The sequence below is a fragment of the Asticcacaulis tiandongensis genome (assembly GCF_006475605.1).
GTDB classification, from domain to species: Bacteria; Pseudomonadota; Alphaproteobacteria; order Caulobacterales; family Caulobacteraceae; genus Asticcacaulis; species Asticcacaulis tiandongensis.
The window spans coordinates 561,305-579,239 of the sequence record NZ_SSBC01000010.1 but is presented as its reverse complement, the minus strand read 5'-3'; the positions used below and the strand labels follow the sequence as shown (position 1 = coordinate 579,239).

Here is a 17,935-nt window from a genome sequence, read left to right as displayed (position 1 = left end):
CCCTATGTTTCAGTCAGGTCAAACGCACCCAGCGCATTAACCATGTGTGCATAGGCTTTTACCTCAAGTGGCGCATTTTCCAAAGCCTGACCGGGGGCGATAGCGGTTGAGAAGCCGAGCTTGAGGGCTTCTTTCATGCGGGTTTCCATGCGGGACACGCCGCGGATTTCGCCAGACAGGCTGATTTCGCCAAATATTACAGAGGCTTTGGGCAGAGGTTGATCAAGAAGTGCCGAAATAAGCGCCATGGCAGCCGCCAGATCGGCGGCGGGTTCGTTAATTTTCAAACCACCGGCAACATTGAGGTAGACGTCTTTCTGACCGAAACCCATGCCGCAGCGCGCCTCAAGGACGGCGAGAATCATCGCCAGCCGGCCCGAATCCCAGCCGACCACCGCGCGCCTTGGGGTGCCATAGGCGCTCGGGGCCACCAGCGCCTGAATCTCCACCAGCACAGGGCGTGAACCTTCGATACCGGCAAATACAGCAGAGCCAGAGGCGCGTTCATCGTTTTCGCCTAAAAACAAAGCCGACGGGTTGGGTACCTCACGTAGGCCGATATCCCCCATTTCAAAGACGCCGATTTCATCGGTCGCGCCAAAACGGTTCTTGGAGCCGCGTAAGATTCGGAACGGATAGCCGCGCTCGCCTTCAAAAGACAGAACCGCATCGACCATGTGTTCGACCACGCGCGGGCCGGCAATTTGTCCGTCCTTGGTGACATGTCCAACAAGGATCATGGCGGTGCGGCTTTTCTTTGCCAGCCTTACAAGTTCACTGGCACAGGCGCGTACCTGAGACACGGACCCCTGAGCCGCTTCCACAGCATCACTCCATAGTGTCTGAATGGAGTCGATGATCACCAGATCAAAGGTTTCACGCTTAAGCGCATCAAGAATAGTACGCAGTGAGGTTTCTGCCGCCAGATCAACGGGCGCTTTGGAAAGGCTCATGCGGGCGGCGCGGCCACGCACCTGTTCAACGGCTTCCTCGCCGGAAATATAGGCAACCTTGAGGCCATTCAGGGCTGCGCGGGCAGTCACTTGTAGAAGAAGAGTGGATTTCCCGACGCCCGGGTCACCAGCCAGCAAAATGGCAGAGCCCGGCACAATGCCACCGCCACAGACGCGGTCAAATTCTTCGATACCGGTGGCCATACGCTGAGGCGCTACGTCCACCGTATCAAGCGTTTCAAAACTGAGTTTACCCATACGCGAAATGCGCGAGGGCGATGTTTCCACCTTCAGGGCCCCCGGTGGCGCAGAGGCGTTTTCCTGAACCAGCGTGTTCCAGGCCATACATCCAGTGCATTGGCCCGCCCATTTATTGTGCACTGTGCCACAGGATTGGCAGATATAAACGGCCTGTACCTTCGCCATGTTCGCCCCTTAAACCGGAATCGCGCACAACATAGGTGAAGGCACAGAAAATTTAAAGAACAAAATATGAACTTTTTGGCTATTCGTGATAACTCTCGTAACGATCCTGACGGACAAGGTTGCCAAACGCCCTCAAACAGCGAAGCGGTAGGGCCAATAAAAGCGATTTAGCCGAACGGGTTGCGACTATTCGTGATAGCTATCGTAGCGATCCTGACGCGCGAGGTTGCCAAACGCCCTCAAACAGCGAAGCGTTAGGGCCAATAAAAGCGATTTGGCCGAACGGGTTGCGACTATTCGTGATAGCTATCGTAGCGATCCTGACGGGCAAGGTTGCCAAATCGCGTGACATTTTCGTCGAAGGCCAGCCGGACGGTGCCGATAGGGCCGTGACGCTGCTTACCGATAATGACTTCGGCGGTGCCGCGTACCTTGTCCATCTCGTCCTGCCAGGTCAGGTGTTCGGGCGTGCCTTCCTTGGGTTCGGCACGGCCTAAATAATAGCTTTCGCGATAGACGAACATCACAATATCGGCGTCCTGCTCGATCGAGCCTGATTCACGCAGATCGGACAGTTGCGGACGCTTGTCGTCGCGGCTTTCGACCTGACGCGAAAGCTGCGACAGGGCGATTACCGGCACCTGAAGCTCTTTGGCGAGTGATTTCAGGCCCATGGTGATGGTGGACACTTCCTGCACGCGGTTTTGCTGGCTGCCTGTGTCACCGAGCGTCACCAACTGAAGGTAGTCGACCACGATACAGTCAAGCCCGGCGGTGCGTTTCAGGCGACGGGCGCGCGCCGTCAGCTTGGCCAGACTCAGGCCACCGGTATCGTCGATATAGAGGGGATAGGACGCGATCTCCATGGCCGCATCCTTGAGGCGGGAGAACTCAACGGCGTCTATTTCCCCCTTACGCAGGCGATCAGACGACACGCCGGACGCATCGGCCAACAGACGCGTAGCCAACTGATCGGCGGACATTTCGAGCGAGTAAAAAGCCACAACACCGCCATCTACATTCTTGCGTGTCCCGTCGGGTTGCATTTCAAAGCGATAGCGTTTGGCGACATTCATGGCGATATTAGTCGCCAGCGCCGTCTTACCCATCGACGGGCGACCCGCAAGGATGATCAGATCAGATTTGTGCAAACCGCCAATCTGACGGTCAAGGTCATCCAGACGTGTGGCCAGACCGGACAGGCCGCCGTCACGGTGAAAGGCTTCTTCGGCATTGGAGATAGCGCCGGTGACGGCTTCGGAAAAGGTTTTGAAGCCGGTCGATGAGGTGCCTTTTTCGGCCATGTCATAAAGCTGGGCTTCGGCTTTCTCGATCTGGTCACGGCCATTCTGTTCGGTGGACGCAGCACGGGCAATGTCGCCGCCCAGACGGATCAGATCGCGCCGGAGCGCCAGATCATAGATGACGCGGGCATAGTCAGAGGCATTGGCCGCCGGAGGGGCGCGGTCCACGAGATCGGCCAGATAGCGTATGCCCCCCAGATCGTTGAACGCCTGATCGTTTTTGAACTTATCCATCAGGACAATGGGTTCTGCCAGATGGCCGACCCGTATCTGTTCTTCGATGGTGGCAAACAGTTTCTGATGGAAAGGTTCGTAGAAATGCCTTGCCGCTAGCCCGTCATACAGGCGCTCATAGGCTCCGTTATCAAACAGAAGGCAGCCAAGCAGGGCCTGCTCTGCCTCAAGGTTGTGGGGGAGGCTTTGGGGGGTGTCGGATGCGGTGGGCATGGGAGAATCTAACATGGCCGCAATTAAGCAGGTGCGCCTGTGTGTGTCTTCGGCATGTGGTGGCTTATCTACAGCAATCCTGTCCACGGTCTGTGGGTAACGGGGATAAGTCAGTCGGCGGCAGGCACACAGGCCCCCTGAGGGAGTTCCCGACTGTCGCCGGTATCGTGTCGCACGACATAGCATTTCCCGTCGCGTAAAATGAGATCAAAGCGCACGGGCAGGGCGGCGCTGCGGGTTTCGTGCTGACTGACCGGCGGCGGTAAAACCGTTAGGGAAGTGCTTTGGGTCGGGTCCGAAGGCCCCAGATCGATGTGCCTTGTCTGCATCATTTGACTGAGAGCCGTCTTAAGATCATTCAGGCTGTCAGCCTTCGGGGTGAGCCATGCGGCCTGATCCGCGGCCACAGACTGACAGGCTGTGAAGCCTAACAGGCCTGTCAGGGTAAGGATCAATCGCATGGTCACCTCTATCGGCCGGGCATGGTCATATCGCGGTTCGTATCCATAATCGATCGTGAAGGCGGCTTTAAGGCCGGATAGTTGCTGTAAGCATTGCCGAGCCGTGCGTTTGACGATCTGATGGCCCGTGTCGCCAGACTAAGCGGTGCCGGACAGCTGTTGGTTTGCCGATAAGCCAGGGCCGTGGCCAGCAGGCCTTCGTTTATGTTGCCGAGATCGTGCGCAAGGTCATCGCTCATTTCGCACCCCGGCAGACGTACCCCGTATGGGGCGGAAGAGTTCTGGGGTACGAAACCGTCGGCATAGTCGCCAAAGTCCTTGTTATTGACACCTTCGAACTGGATGGTGAAATAGGTTTCGCCGCAGTTATCAACGGCATAGAAGCCATAGGGTTTGCCACAGGTCGTATTGCCGATGAGGATAACCTCAACATCAATGCCGCGCAGGCTGTTGATTACGGCCTCGCTGGCGCTACAGGTCATATCGGTTGCCAGAACAAACACACGCGACAGGTTCAGATTAGGCAAGGCCGTGCCCTGTGGGACACTGAAACCAAGACCGGTATTCAGAAACGGGACAGGTGTATTTACCTTACCCGTTACAGGGTTCAGATTCCCCGCCGATGCGTTGAACTTTTGTTTTTCAAAGATTTTTCCGTCCGTCCGCGACGGACCGGCGATCATGTAGCTCAGTTGTGAGGCAATCGCCAGAAGCCCGCCGCTGTTGTAGCGCAGGTCAAGTACCAGATCGCTGACCGACTGATCGCTCAGGCTCTGCATGGCGTCAACAATTTCCCGCTCACTGGAAAAGGGGCTGAAGGTATTGAACAGGATATAGCCCACCTTACCGGTGGGGGTATCAAAGACCTGTGTCTGGTTGACCGGCTTTTCCTGTACATTTGCAGATGTTAGCGTGACCGTGCGCAACGTGCCGTCGACTTCGCGTAAGGTGAAGGTTGTTGTCGTGTTCACTGCGGACGGAAACAAAGCATTATTTATAAGATCAATCTCGGCGGTTGTGGCACCGCCATAGACCAGATCCATGCCGTTTACCGTCAGTATACGCGCACCACGCTGAATTTTAGGGTGTCCTGAACCGTCGGCCTGAGACGCAGGTGAGTTCGGCTCGACATAGGCCACACGGATATCCCGGGGCGCGTACAGTGAGATTGGTAGCAGGGTCATGCCATAGGAGGCCGGTGCCGCTGAATTACGCGCAGCCAGAAATTCCGATGTCGGCTGGCTGAAGTGATGTTCGTCTTTGAAGCGACCCGAGGCCGTCATCCGTACCGTGCGCAGCATGGCGAAATAGTCGGTCGGTTTGGGGTAGAGAGCAGGATTAAGGTCAGCCACCTCTGTGTTCCAGAGATAGGTTTCCTGCGTCCAGCTGCGCAGCCAGTTTTTTTCATGCAGAAGCGTGCCCGGTGTGTCCTGAAAAGGGGTACCTTCTATATCGGCACCGGTGCGCGGCGCAGCACATTTGTTTTTGAAGGTGCTGGCGGGTTCGTAAACACCTGTTTTCCAGGCCGTCACAGTACCACCTGGCGTGGGAGCCGGCGGTGTGGGCGTGCTGCCGCCGCCTGAGGAACCCCCGCCACCGCCGCCGCCTCCGCCACAACTGGCTAAAAGCAGGGGGGCCAGAAGGCAAATAAGCGCCGGAAAGTGCGGTGTCATGGTATGTGTTTTTTTCATGGCTGAGAAATGACCATGTTATTCAGATTCAGGCAATACCCTTCATGCGAAAAAACCCCGCCGGTGCAACCGACGGGGTTTCGTCATTTCAGCCTGTGCAATTTTACCAGTTATGGTTCAGGCGCAGATAGACGTAACGGCCGTTAAACCCAAACGGCGAGAAGCGCGTGAAGGCCAGTGCGCCAATACCGTTACCCGAGCCAATGTTGATGTTTGCCGGTGTGGCATCGGGATAGACGTCAAACAGGTTGTCGGCCCCCAGTACAACAGACGTACCATTGCCGAAGCTGTAGGTTGCCGAGGCATCGAAAATCGTCTTTTCACCGGAATGCACATCATTGAGGATGTTGTTCGACGGATCAATGACGTCACCATAATAGGTGGTACGTGTATTGACCGTCAAAGGTCCACCCGTCCAGTCAACACTCAAGGTCGCCTTGTTCTCTGGGGCGGCATTGGTCAGGATGAACTGACGGTTACGCGGGAACAGGGCGGGCGGATTAGTCACAATGGCGCTCAGGTTGTACTGTGGGTACTTCTTGATGACGGTGTTAGAGCTGTTGAGCGCCAGCGAGACGTCAAAACGACCAAGGCTGTCCGTCAGGTGACGGTAGTTGGCGACGATATCCACACCTGTCGTCTGGGTGGTGACGCCATTGGTAAAGAAGCGGGCTGAGCGCACGCCATATGGCTCAAGCAGGGCCAGAATCTCCGCATCACCCGTAGGCGTGTTGTCCGAGAGTACAATGCGGTCATTGATGCGGATGTCATAGCCATCGACCGTCAGCTGGAACGGGCCTTTGCGGAAGACAAAGCCCAATGCGTAGTTCAGGGACTTTTCCGCCTCAAGCGGCGTGGCTCCGAGCGCTACGGAAGCCGGATGCGTCGCCGGGAACAGGCCGGTTTCAATCACAACCGAAGGCGTGACATTGGTGTTCACGACTGATGCGGTTGAAGTGAAGTATTGCTGAGCCAGAGACGGTGCGCGGAAGCCGGTCGAAACCGAACCGCGAACGGCAAAGGCGTCGTTGAAGTCATAACGTGACGACAGCTTGCCTGAGAAGTTTCCGCCGAAGTCCGAATAATGTTCGGCGCGGGCCGCGACTTCAAACTGGAGCTTTTCAGTCGCTTCGACTGAGACGTTGGCATAGGCACCGACGTTATCGCGGTTGACGTCAACTTCGTTTGACGGCTGGAAGCCTGTGAAGCCTTGCGAACCGGGCGAAGCACCCGCTATGCCGCCGAAGGCATAGGACTGCTCTTCACCGCGACCGATCTGATAGGTTTCATGACGCGCTTCAACGCCCAATGCCAGTGTCAGTGGGCCGTACAGGCCGATATCGAACGGGCGGCTGATGTCGGCGTTGAAAACCACCTGATCATACTGAATGTTACCGGCATAGAATTCGGTTTTCGAGTTGGTGCCGTAGGACGGGCTGACGCTGTTCAGAACAGTGTAATCCAGTTCATTGCGACCCCAGCCGATGCTGTAATCGGAATCCCAGTCACCCCATTGGCCTTTAACGCCACCGGTAGCCGAATAATCCTTGGATTTGGCATTGATGAGCGGCAGGAAGCCGTTCGGGTGGATGGAGGGCACGTTACCGGTGCTGGCGGCCGGACGCGAGAAAGCGGCCGAGGTCGAATCGAGATCCTGATAGCTGGCGAAGCCATAGAGTGACCAACCATTTTGCAGAGGCAGACCGGCATTGGCAAACAGGCCATAGGATTCGGTTTCAGGATCACCGTAACGCGACGTGACGCGTGCGGGCGTAACGGTGTTGTTGATGTCGCCGCGGCTCGTTGGGTTACGCTTGCGGGCTTCACCGGAAACGGTCAGAAAGCCGTCCTGACCGAGTGGCAGGCCAATCCAGCCGCTCAGATTGTAGGTTTCTCCGTCCTTGACATCACGTGAGGAATTGGCTGGCTCGACCTTGGTGATGTACTGACCAACCGTTGCGGAGATGCCGCCGCCTTCACGGGCTTCGCGCAGGCGCAGGTTCAGGACACCAGCAATGGCATCAGAACCATATTGTGCCGAAGCGCCGTCACGCAGAACTTCGATCGTATTGAGACCAGCGGTCGGGATGGCGTTCAGATCAACCGCGACCGAACCGCGACCGGCTGAGCCACCGACATTAACCAGAGCCGAGGTATGGCGACGCTTGCCGTTGACCAGAACCAGCGTCTGATCCGGCGACAGGCCACGCAGCGAGGCGGGACGGATGCTGTCGGTGCCATCAACCGCGGAAATACGCGGGAAGGTCAGGGCCGGAGCGATACGTGACAGGGCCTGAGCCAGTTCGGTTGATCCTTGCGCGTCCAGAGCGTCTTTGCGAACGACATCGACGGGAGCGAGCGTATCAAGCTTAGAACGCTGAACGCCACGTGCGCCGGTGACGACGATTTCTGTGACTTCTGTATCGGTTGAGGATTGGGCAGAGGCGGGCACGGCCAGAGCCAGCGAAAGGCTCAAAGCGGTCGTAAGGCTTAAGGCCTTAAGGGTAAAATTAGTCGTTTTCATAAAAGCACCTGTCAAAGGGGAGGAGAGGTTGACCGTAATTTTGTGCTTTTTTGGCCAAATTTAAAGTATCACAAACAGGAGTTGTTATGTGATCACTAATTAGAAAAACTAATTCTGCACGTATTGGTGAAAAAGTTTTGTAAATCTGAAAATGGAATGTGGTAAAGTTATCAAATAAGTTCAGTGTGTTATAACTTTTTGTATCTATGTGGTTTGGTTGCGGCGCCTAATTTTTGGTAGCCGCTTATCAAATCCATACAAAGGGCTGGGATTTATCAGTATTAAATTGATAGGAATAAGTGGCTTGTATGTGACACTTTTTGCGAACGAATGTCACATTTGAGCCATAAAAAAGCCCCCCGGAAAAACCGGAGGGCTCTTAAATCGTGTCTTCAAAGAGCGATTAGAGCTCTTCGTACGACTCAGCAACGGCCTGACCGGCGCCACCTTCAAGCAGATCAGCCGTAGCGGCTTCATCAGCCAGACGATCTTCTTCAAATTGGGCAGCGATCACGTTTTCACCAGCGGCCTGACGCTCAGCTTCGTCTTCCGAACGGGCAATATTGACCGTAATGGTGACAAAGACTTCGGCGTGCAGGCGAACCTTAAGCGGGTGAACGCCCAGGGCCTTGATCGGGGTGTCCAGAACGATCTGGTTACGCTCAACCTTACCGCCTTCGGCAACAATCACTTCAGCAACGTCACGACCGGAAACCGAACCGTAAAGGTGACCGGTTTCACCCGCCTGACGGATGATGACGTATTGCGTACCGTCCAGATCAGCCGCTTGCTTTTCAGCCGCTGCCTTTGCCGCTGCGTTGCGGGCAATGATCTGTTCCTTCTGCGCTTCGAACACAGCCAGATTGGCCGAGGTCGCGCGCAGTGCCTTGTGACGGGGCAGGAGGAAGTTACGGGCAAAACCGTCTTTTACGGTGACGACTTCGCCAATGGTGCCGAGATTATCGACGCGCTCTAACAGAACAACTTTCATAGGGGCGTCTCCTTACTTCACGACGTAGGGCAGGAGTGCCAGGAAGCGGGCGCGCTTGATGGCCTTGGCCAGTTCACGTTGCTTCTTTTGCGACACAGCGGTGATGCGCGAAGGCACGATCTTGCCGCGCTCGGAGATGTAGCGTTGCAGCAGCTTCACGTCCTTGTAGTCGATCTTCGGGGCATTGGCACCGGAGAACGGGCATACCTTACGACGACGGAAAAACGGACGACGGGCAGGGGCGTTACCAACGGGCGCGCCCGGTGTTGCGGCGATATTTTCTTCAGACATGCGTATCCCCTCTCTTATTCGGCGGTGTCAGCTGAGCGGTCGCTACGTTCTGAACGCTCAGGGCGGTCACGGCGCGACAGGACGGGAGACAGTTCAAGGTCGAGTTCCTCAACGCGAACGGTCAGGTAACGGATGACGTCTTCGTTGATCGACAACTGACGTTCCAGTTCCTTTACGGCAGCGCCGGGGGCGTCGATAGCCAGCAGGGAGTAGTGGCCCTTGCGGTTTTTCTTGACGCGATAGGTGAGATTACGCAGACCCCAGTATTCGATCTTGGCGACCGAGCCGCCTTGTTCTTCGATAAGGGCTTTGATGGTATCGTTCAGAGCTTCCGCCTGTTGCGGCGAAATATCCTGCCGTGCAATCACGACATGTTCGTATAAGGCCATATGATCCTCTTCCGATGAGCGAGGCGGCGTAATTTCGGGCGGAAGTCCCGAAAATCACGATGGATCAGTCCCGACAATCAGGAATGACCGCCTCGCAGGTGAAGCGCGGCCTATAGGGGATAAAACCCTGTAAGGCAAGCCGTATATGGCTATTTCAGCTTTTTCGTCGCCTCAAGCAGGCCCGGCACATGCGTCGCCTCGTTCATGGAATCATGGGCGTAAAGGATGCGCCCGTCCTGACCAATGAGAAAGGAGACGCGTCCCGACATATCGACCGCCGGAAGTTTGGCGTCATATTGTTTGGCGATGCGGGCCTTGAGGTCTGAGCCTACGGGGAATTTACCGGCGCAGTCTTTTGTCGAAAAATCGGTAAGGGTATCAATGCCATCCGCTGAAAGGCCGATAACGGACACGTTTTTGGCTTTGAACTGATCTATGTTTTCCGAAAACTGCTGAGCCTGTAGCGAGCAGCCCTTGGTGAAGGCCTTGGGGTAGAAATAGACCACCACGGGCCCGTTTTTAAGGGCCTGAGACAGGGAGAAATCACCGACCTTGCCATTGGTGGCGGCCTTGACCTTAAAGTCAGGGGCCTTATCGCCGGGCTTCAAGGCCGCCAGCGAGGGTGTCGCCAAGAGCAGGGCGCTGGTTAGCATAGCGGATAAAAGCACAGATTTCATGATGATCTCTCCCGATTTTGGAACAGCTTACACCCAAATCAGGCAGTTAATAAGGCGGATTATGTGTCTCCAGAAACTGTACCATGGTTTCAAGCGTCTGAAGGCGGGTTGGCTCAAGGGATAACCAGTGATCTTCTTCTTTCAGCATGACAAATTCAAACGGTTTAGCTTCCTTTTTTAAGGCATCGCGCATGCGGTAGGATTGCTCGATAGGCACAACCGTATCGTCCTTACCGTGAATAAGCAGGATGGGAACCGTAACATTAGCGGCAAAACGATCCGGAGAAATGTCATTCCAGCGGGATTCGTCACCCAGAAAGCGTTTCCAGTACAGGATGGTGGAGGCGTTTTTCTTTCCGCCCTGTTCGCTGATTTCCCAGTTAATCATAGCCTTGATGTTGGATACACCAGCGATAGACACCGCGCAGCGATAAACGCCCTTATCAAGTGTTACGCCTGCCAGAGCGGCATAGCCCCCGTATGAGGCACCGGCGATACAAACCTTTTGCGGATCAATAAGACCTTCGGAGGCCAGATGTCTTACGCCGTCAGACAGGTCAGTCTGCATCTTTCGGCCCCACTCGCCGTGTCCCGCATCGATAAAACTTTGACCGTAACCGGTTGAGCCTCTGAAATTGGGTTGCAGTACGGCATATCCGCGTGAGGCCAGTGCCTGCGCCTGCCAGTCAAAGCCCCACTCATCGTTCGCCTGAGGGCCACCGTGTGGCAAGACAATCAGCGGCAAATCTTTGGCGTCGCGTCCGGGAGGCAGCGTCAGATAGGCATGGATTTCCAAACCGTCGGCGGCCTTGTAGGTAATCGCCCTCTGCTCAGCGATCCATTCAGCCGGAATGTGTGGGCGGCGTGAGCCCACCAATGCAAAGTCTCCGGAGATAAAATCGACGAAATAATAGGTGCCGGCATCGTCATCACTTTCACCATATAGAATGACCTTGCGCGGGTCATCGGCCATGGAGACGATGCGCTTGATCTTATAGCCTTCCATAGCTTCATCAATCGGCCCCTGGAGCTTCTGTAAAACCTTGTCATAGAAGGTGTACCTGACACCATCAGGGTTATATTCGGCGAAACCGGCCAGTTTGCGTGTCGCAGGATGAAAAATAGGTGCCAGCTGATAGCTTTCGAAATCAAAAGCTTCAGAAAATGTACCGTCAGGCGAGACTTCGTAATAATAGCCGCCATCATCACCTGTCTTCTTATAGACAAGCACAGACTGTTCGTCTCTGCCGCGCCCGACCAGTGAGGGGTAATCAATGGCCTCCTTGACACTATAGATGGATTTCCATGATTTTCCCTGCCTGTATCGCAGGTTCCAAACCTTGGTGTCGCGGTCGTGCTCGGCGCGTGCCAAAAGCTCACCATCAGGTTTAATGACCCAGTCATGTATGTGATGTGGATCTTCATCAAGCAGAAAACCACGCCCTGTGTCGAGGCTGAAGCCATACAGGCTGCGGAAGCCATCCCATTCGATTTTTACATTTGACGCAGTGACCTGATATTTGTCCTTCACCTTGATGCGATTAAAATCACCCATAACCACGGGATAGAATTTCTCCATCCCGCGAAACATGCCATGAGTTTTCCCCTTACGGAGATTGATGATCTGACCGGTGTACCATTCGCTGCTGCCGCCGACGAACTCTCTGAGGTTGGCCGTTTGCGAGGCCACCAGAATAATATGGTCATCGTCACCCCAGAACAGGGTTCGGATTTTAGACTTGGAGACGCTGGCAAATTTATTGTCACCGGTGGCGAGGTCATGATCAATGATAATGCGCTGGTTATCAACATCCTTCACCAGCGCCACGCGTGTACCTGAGGGCGACAGAGCGACATCCTCGATGTCTGGCAATTTACCATAGGCAGAAAGCGGCGGACGCGTTTCAGGGGCAGGTGCCGATTTGGGTGGTGTCTGCGCAATGCCCGTTATAGGTACCAGCATGCAGGCAAATAAGGCACTTATGCCACAAGCTGACATCAGCGCAGATATTTTCTTTTTCATTATCTTCCCCCCGTTCAAGACGCTTACTTACCCTGAATTGTAAACGGCAAAATCACGCCTTAGGCAAGGTGATTTTTTAATCTGTATACAGGGTTGTATATACAGGCTTGTCTTGGCCCTGAGTTTCCCCTAACCCAAGTGAATATTTGAGACTCAGCGGCTTTAGAGGGATACCAAGATGACACTGGCATTTGTTTTTCCGGGACAGGGCTCACAAAGCGTCGGTATGGGCGCCGAGCTTTATGATAATTTCGCTGCCGCACGTGCGGTGTTTGATGAGGTCAACGAAGCGCTGGGGCAGGATTTGTTCCGCCTTATGCGCGAAGGGCCTGAAACGGACTTGACCCTGACAGAAAATGCGCAACCGGCGCTTATGGCGGCGTCTCTGGCTGTTGTACGTGTTCTGAAAACCGATTTCGGCGTTGATGTGTCAAAAGCCGCCTTTGTGGCCGGGCACTCACTGGGGGAATATTCGGCGCTGGCCGCTGCTGAGGCTTTTTCGCTTTCGGACACAGCCAGATTACTGAAGCGTCGTGGTCAGGCCATGCAACGTGCCGTACCGGTGGGCGTCGGCGCTATGGCAGCCCTGATCGGAGCCAAAGCCGATCTTGATCTGGCCGAAACCGCTGTGGCCGCAGGCCAGTTGGTGGGTACGGTGTCGATTGCCAATGACAATAATGCCGGTCAGATCGTTATTTCAGGCCAGAAAGAGGCGGTCGAGGCTGCGATTGAAAAGGCCAAGGAGCTGGGGGCCAAGGCTATGCTCCTGAACGTATCGGCCCCTTTCCACTGTCCTCTTATGCAACCGGCGGCAGATGAAATGGCCGAAGCCCTGGCTCAGGTCGCTATCCAGACACCGAAAGCGACACTGGTGGCCAATGTCACGGCGCGTCCGGTTGCGGATCACGCTGCCATTTCCGGCCTGCTGGTTGAGCAGGTGACGGGTCGCGTGCGCTGGCGCGAATCAGTGCAATGGCTGGCCGGTGAAGGGGCTGTGACGCACTTTGCCGAACTGGGGACAGGCAAGGTACTGACCGGTATGATCAAGCGCATCGCCCCGGACGCACAGGCCATAGCCCTCAATAACGCCGCCGATTTCGAAGCTTTTGCCAAGAGCCTCTAGGCTTTGTCACCGGAAATAGACTTGATCGTTACGGGGCTTTGCTATACGGGGCTGCCCCTTACGATTTTTATCGCAGGAGCCAAATATGTTCGACCTGACTGGTAAAACCGCCCTTGTAACCGGTGCAACCGGTGGCCTTGGGGCGTCTATTGCCCGTTCGCTCCATGCGCGCGGTGCGAAGGTTGTGCTTTCCGGCACACGCGAAGCGGTTTTACAGGAACGGCTGGCTGAGCTTGGCGAAAACGCCTTTTCTGTCACCGCCAACCTGTCTGACGCTGCCGAAGTTGATAGCCTGATCGGTCGCGCTGAAGAGGCCGCGGGTTCACCGCTGGATATTCTGGTGGCCAATGCGGGCATTACCAAGGACGGTCTTATCCTGCGCATGAAAGACGAAGACTGGGACGCAGTTATTCGCGTTAATCTGGAATCCTATTTCCGTCTGTCCCGCGCTGCGGTTAAGGGCATGATGAAGCGCCGTCATGGCCGCATTATCGGCATCACATCCGTTGTCGGTGTGATGGGTAATCCGGGCCAGACCAACTATGCGGCGTCCAAGGCCGGTATGATCGGTTTTTCCAAGGCCCTGGCGCAGGAAGTGGCCAGCCGTAACATTACGGTCAACTGCATTGCGCCCGGTTTTATTGCTTCGCCAATGACGGACGTATTGAACGACGCCCAGCGCGACGCTATTTTAACAAAAATTCCGGCCGGAAAGCTGGGGGAGGGAAGTGATATCGCTTCCGCCGCCGTCTATCTGGCCAGTGACGAGGCAGGTTATGTCACAGGACAGACCCTGCACGTCAACGGCGGCATGGTGATGATCTAAAATCACGCATTATGCCTTAGCCGTGAACGGTTGTGGGCGGGTGACCACTTAAAATCGCTTGAAACCCACACTTAAGGTGAATAAAAGCGAGTTAACCCGGATTCTATCGGCCCCTTCAAAGGCGTAATCGTCGGGTCGTATATTTAAACCTCTAGAGGGCCTAATATGTCTGAAGTTCTTGAACGCGTTCGTAAGATTGTTATCGATCATCTGGATGCTGATCCTGAAAAAGTCACCGAAAAGGCGAGCTTTATCGATGACCTCGAAGCCGACAGCCTCGACATCGTTGAGCTGGTTATGGCTTTCGAAGAAGAGTTCGATATCGAAATTCCTGATGACTCAGCTGAGCATATCCTGACGGTTGGCGATGCGGTCAACTACATCAAGGAAAAGCTTTCCGCTTAATCCGTTGACGGATTTAAAGGCGCGGTTTCGTACGGCTTAATGTGGCCGGATCGAAGCCGCGCCTTCTTAGTTCTGATTGATTTATAAGGATAAGGTTACATGGGGCGTCGCGTCGTCATAACGGGTTTGGGTTTGATTTCGCCTTTAGGGGCCGGAGTTGATATCTCCTGGAAGCGTCTGCTGGACGGACAATCCGGCGCCGGTAAGATCACGGCCTTTGATACGACGGACTATGCCTGTCAGGTAGCCTGTGAAATCCCGACCGTAGACGGTCGTGGCGGGGGTTCGCCCGATTACGAAGGTGCCTTTGATCCTTCGACGGTTCTGTCCAACAAGGAACGTCGTAAGGTTGATGACTTTATTCTTTATGCTATTGCCGCGTCCGACGAAGCCCTTAAGGACGCCAACTGGCATCCTGAGACCGAGGATGATCAGTTTCGCTCCGGTGTGCTTATTGGTTCGGGCATCGGTGGGCTGGGCGTCATTGCTGAAACCGCGCTTGAGCTTCAGGAAAAAGGCCCCAAGCGTATTTCGCCTTTCTTTATTCCGTCTTCGCTGATCAATCTGGCTTCCGGTCAGGTGTCGATACGTCATGGCCTCAAGGGGCCTAACCATTCGGTCGTAACCGCCTGTGCAACGGGTGCGCACGCCATTGGTGATGCCGCGCGTCTGATTAAAAACGGCGATGCGGATGTCATGGTCGCCGGTGGCGCTGAATCAGCCATTGTGCCGATCGGGATTGCTGGCTTTATCGCCTGCCGCGCTCTGTGTACGGCCTTCAATGACGAGCCCACCAAGGCTTCGCGCCCCTATGACAAGGACCGTGACGGCTTTGTCATGGGTGAAGGCGCAGGCGTTGTGGTTCTTGAGGAATACGAACACGCCAAGGCGCGCGGGGCCAAGATCTATGCCGAGGTTCTGGGCTATGGTCTGTCAGGCGATGCCTATCATATTACGGCCCCTTCCGAAAACGGTGAGGGTGGCTATAGGGCTATGATCTCTGCTCTGAAAGACGCCAGGACTGATCCGTCCGAAATCGACTATATCAATTCACATGGCACCTCGACCATGGCTGACGGCATTGAGCTTAAGGCCATTGAACGTATGTGGGGCGAACGCGCCAAAACCGGCACCGTGTCGTCCACCAAATCGGCTATAGGCCACCTGCTTGGGGCGGCTGGAGCGGTTGAGGCCATCTTCTGTACGCTGGCCATTCGCGATCAGATCGCGCCGCCGACAATCAATCTGGATAATCCGGATGTGGAAACACCGATTGATCTGGTGCCACATAAGGCCAAGAAGATGAAAATCGACAAGGTGATGTCAAACTCCTTCGGGTTTGGTGGCACCAATGCGGCCATCGTTCTGGGTAAGGTCACAGACTAGGTTACGGGGAGCTGCGGGGGCATGAGTGCGAACAAAAATGGTGTCGCTAAGAAGCGCCCCCCGAAAAAACGTCTGACAAAAACGCCTTCTGGACGGAAGGCTAAAAGCAACCGCCTGATGGCTCCTTTTGTGGGCTTATTGGGCGGTATCCTGCTTCTGGTTACGGCGGCGGGGCTTTATGCCTTTGGTCCCGGACCGGCTGCCCGTTCAGGCGAGCTTACTGAGGTGACGGTCGAGCGCGGTCAGGGGCTTAATGCCATTGCCAGCAAGCTTGAAACCGAGGGTGTGATACGCTCTGGTACGGCTTTCAAAATTGCCGCCCGTCTGAGCAACAAGCCCAAAGGCTTGCGGGCAGGCACCTATGAATTTCCATCACGCCTTTCGATGGTTGGGGTTTTGAACCACCTGCTTGAAGGGCGTGTGGTTCAGCACTTTATCACCATTCCCGAAGGACGTACCTCGGCGCAGGCCGTGCGCATTCTAATGGCGGCAGAAAAGCTTACTGGCGATGTTGATATTCCGCCCGAAGGGGCCGTATTGCCTGAAACCTATCAGTACGAACCCGGAGAAACCCGTCAGGCTGTACTGGAGCGCATGTTGTCGGCGCAGCGGAAAGTAATGGATGAATTGTGGGCGCAACGTGCGCCTGATCTGCCGGTCAAGACCAAGGAGCAGGCGTTGATACTGGCGTCTGTGGTGGAAAAGGAAACCGGCATTGCCTCCGAGCGTCCACAGGTTGCCGCCGTTTTTGTTAATCGTCTGCGGCTGGGTATGCGGTTGCAGTCTGATCCCACGGTGGTCTATGGCGTGTCAAAAGGTGAGCCTCTGGGCCGTGGCCTGAGGCGCAGCGAACTGGATACGCACACGCCCTGGAATACCTATCAGATTGATGGCCTGCCGGTGACGCCAATCGCTAATCCGGGTAAGGCGGCAATTCAGGCTGTGCTTAATCCGCCGAAAACCTCTGATCTTTATTTTGTCGCTGATGGAACCGGTGGGCATGTTTTTGCCCAAACCTATGATCAGCATCTTGAAAACGTAGCGCGGTGGCGCGCCATTGAATCCAGCGGCGTGGTTATTCCGGTGACGCGTCCTGAGACCTCCAGAGAACTGACTACGGTAGAGCCATGAGTATATCGGCATTCCATCCGTCATCCATGACCGGATTTGCCCGCCATGAAGGCAGTTTCGGTGACATTCAGTGGATGTATGAAGCGCGTTCGGTAAACGGGCGCACACTGGATGTGAAACTGCGTTTGCCCTCAGGTTTCGAAGCGATCGACCGTGCCGCCAAAGAATTGGCGCGCGCTCGTTTCCAGCGGGGGCAGGTATCCCTTACCCTTAACATCAAGCGTCCGGAAATCAGTTCTGATTTCACCGTCAATCAGGCGGTGCTCAATCATTATCTTGAGATTGGTAATAGCCTGCTGGCGCAGGGGCAGGCGACCATGCCGAGTCTGGATGGCCTTTTGGCGCTCAAAGGCGTTATCGAGACCCAGACCGATGAGGCAGGTAGCGATGAGGGGCTTGAGGCCGTATTGCTGGCGGGGCTTGAGGTCGCGCTTGATAAGCTCAAACAATCACGCCTTGATGAAGGGCAGGCCCTGTCTATGATACTGACGCAGCATCTGGCGGGGTTGTCCTTATGCGTGACGCAGGCTGAAGCGCTTGCGGCCCAGCAGGTTCAGGTGATACGTGACCGCTTTGAGCGCCGTCTGTCCGAGCTGTTGCCCGGCGAAGATTTGCAGGAGCGCATACTACAGGAAGCGGCGGTGCTTGCGGTGAAGGCTGATGTGCGTGAAGAACTTGACCGCCTGAAAGCCCATATTGTATCAGCGCAGCAGCTATTGTCCGAAAAAGCCTCTCAGGGCCGCAAGCTGGATTTCCTCAGTCAGGAATTCATGCGCGAAGCCAATACCCTGTGTTCCAAGGCGGCTTTCACCGAACTGACCCAAACGGGACTGGAACTGAAATCGATTATCGATCAGTTCCGTGAACAGATACAAAACGTAGAGTAA

Annotated in this window: 16 protein-coding genes; 6 read left to right on the top strand and 10 right to left on the bottom strand. The window is 55.2% G+C overall.

The window, feature by feature from the left end:
- Window positions 1-2: 2 nt before the first annotated feature.
- The 10 genes from radA to E5201_RS06645 form a co-directional block, all read right to left on the bottom strand.
- Window positions 3-1,379 (bottom strand): DNA repair protein RadA, encoded by a 1,377-nt coding sequence (radA, locus tag E5201_RS06690; protein WP_140985301.1) that lies wholly within the window; start codon window positions 1,377-1,379, stop codon window positions 3-5.
- A gap of 293 nt (window positions 1,380-1,672) precedes the next feature.
- Window positions 1,673-3,130 (bottom strand): replicative DNA helicase, encoded by a 1,458-nt coding sequence (locus tag E5201_RS06685; RefSeq protein WP_246050438.1) that lies wholly within the window; start codon window positions 3,128-3,130, stop codon window positions 1,673-1,675.
- Between the two features lie 110 nt (window positions 3,131-3,240).
- A complete protein-coding gene (locus E5201_RS06680) occupies window positions 3,241-3,591 on the bottom strand; it encodes a hypothetical protein (protein WP_140985299.1) in 351 nt (116 codons plus the stop codon).
- Between the two features lie 8 nt (window positions 3,592-3,599).
- Window positions 3,600-5,123 carry a S41 family peptidase gene (locus E5201_RS06675; protein WP_246050436.1) on the bottom strand — a complete coding sequence of 508 codons (1,524 nt, stop codon included), beginning with the start codon at window positions 5,121-5,123 and terminating at the stop codon, window positions 3,600-3,602.
- A 262-nt stretch (window positions 5,124-5,385) separates the two neighbouring features.
- Entirely contained in the window at window positions 5,386-7,806 is a 2,421-nt protein-coding gene (locus tag E5201_RS06670; RefSeq protein WP_140985298.1) for a TonB-dependent receptor plug domain-containing protein, read from the bottom strand.
- A gap of 403 nt (window positions 7,807-8,209) precedes the next feature.
- A complete protein-coding gene (gene rplI / locus E5201_RS06665) occupies window positions 8,210-8,797 on the bottom strand; it encodes a 50S ribosomal protein L9 (protein WP_140985297.1) in 588 nt (195 codons plus the stop codon).
- Window positions 8,798-8,809: 12 nt separating this feature from the next.
- Window positions 8,810-9,088: a 30S ribosomal protein S18 gene (rpsR, locus tag E5201_RS06660; protein ID WP_140985296.1), complete on the bottom strand. Its 279-nt coding sequence runs from the start codon at window positions 9,086-9,088 to the stop codon at window positions 8,810-8,812.
- A 14-nt stretch (window positions 9,089-9,102) separates the two neighbouring features.
- The gene (gene rpsF / locus E5201_RS06655; protein WP_140985295.1) at window positions 9,103-9,477 is read right to left on the bottom strand and encodes a 30S ribosomal protein S6; all 375 of its coding nucleotides are present in this window, start codon (window positions 9,475-9,477) and stop codon (window positions 9,103-9,105) included.
- A gap of 149 nt (window positions 9,478-9,626) precedes the next feature.
- Window positions 9,627-10,154: a peroxiredoxin gene (locus E5201_RS06650; RefSeq protein WP_140985294.1), complete on the bottom strand. Its 528-nt coding sequence runs from the start codon at window positions 10,152-10,154 to the stop codon at window positions 9,627-9,629.
- 46 nt (window positions 10,155-10,200) lie between these two features.
- Window positions 10,201-12,117, bottom strand: a complete 1,917-nt coding sequence (locus E5201_RS06645) for an alpha/beta hydrolase family protein (protein ID WP_181404558.1) — start codon at window positions 12,115-12,117, stop codon at window positions 10,201-10,203.
- A 238-nt stretch (window positions 12,118-12,355) separates the two neighbouring features.
- Here E5201_RS06645 and fabD point away from each other — a divergent pair, with 238 nt between their 5' ends.
- The 6 genes from fabD to E5201_RS06615 all read left to right on the top strand — a co-directional run bounded on the left by fabD (window position 12,356) and on the right by E5201_RS06615 (window position 17,935).
- Window positions 12,356-13,300: an ACP S-malonyltransferase gene (fabD, locus tag E5201_RS06640; protein ID WP_140985292.1), complete on the top strand. Its 945-nt coding sequence runs from the start codon at window positions 12,356-12,358 to the stop codon at window positions 13,298-13,300.
- An 85-nt stretch (window positions 13,301-13,385) separates the two neighbouring features.
- A complete protein-coding gene (gene fabG, locus E5201_RS06635) occupies window positions 13,386-14,126 on the top strand; it encodes a 3-oxoacyl-[acyl-carrier-protein] reductase (protein ID WP_140985291.1) in 741 nt (246 codons plus the stop codon).
- A gap of 165 nt (window positions 14,127-14,291) precedes the next feature.
- Window positions 14,292-14,531 (top strand): acyl carrier protein, encoded by a 240-nt coding sequence (locus E5201_RS06630; protein ID WP_140985290.1) that lies wholly within the window; start codon window positions 14,292-14,294, stop codon window positions 14,529-14,531.
- A 99-nt stretch (window positions 14,532-14,630) separates the two neighbouring features.
- Window positions 14,631-15,917, top strand: coding sequence for a beta-ketoacyl-ACP synthase II (gene fabF / locus E5201_RS06625; RefSeq protein WP_140985289.1), 1,287 nt, complete (start codon window positions 14,631-14,633; stop codon window positions 15,915-15,917).
- A 117-nt stretch (window positions 15,918-16,034) separates the two neighbouring features.
- Window positions 16,035-17,048 carry an endolytic transglycosylase MltG gene (gene mltG, locus E5201_RS06620; RefSeq protein ID WP_140985288.1) on the top strand — a complete coding sequence of 338 codons (1,014 nt, stop codon included), beginning with the start codon at window positions 16,035-16,037 and terminating at the stop codon, window positions 17,046-17,048.
- The gene (locus E5201_RS06615) at window positions 17,045-17,935 is read left to right on the top strand and encodes a YicC/YloC family endoribonuclease (RefSeq protein WP_246050434.1); all 891 of its coding nucleotides are present in this window, start codon (window positions 17,045-17,047) and stop codon (window positions 17,933-17,935) included. The genes mltG and E5201_RS06615 overlap by 4 nt, the downstream gene beginning before the upstream one ends.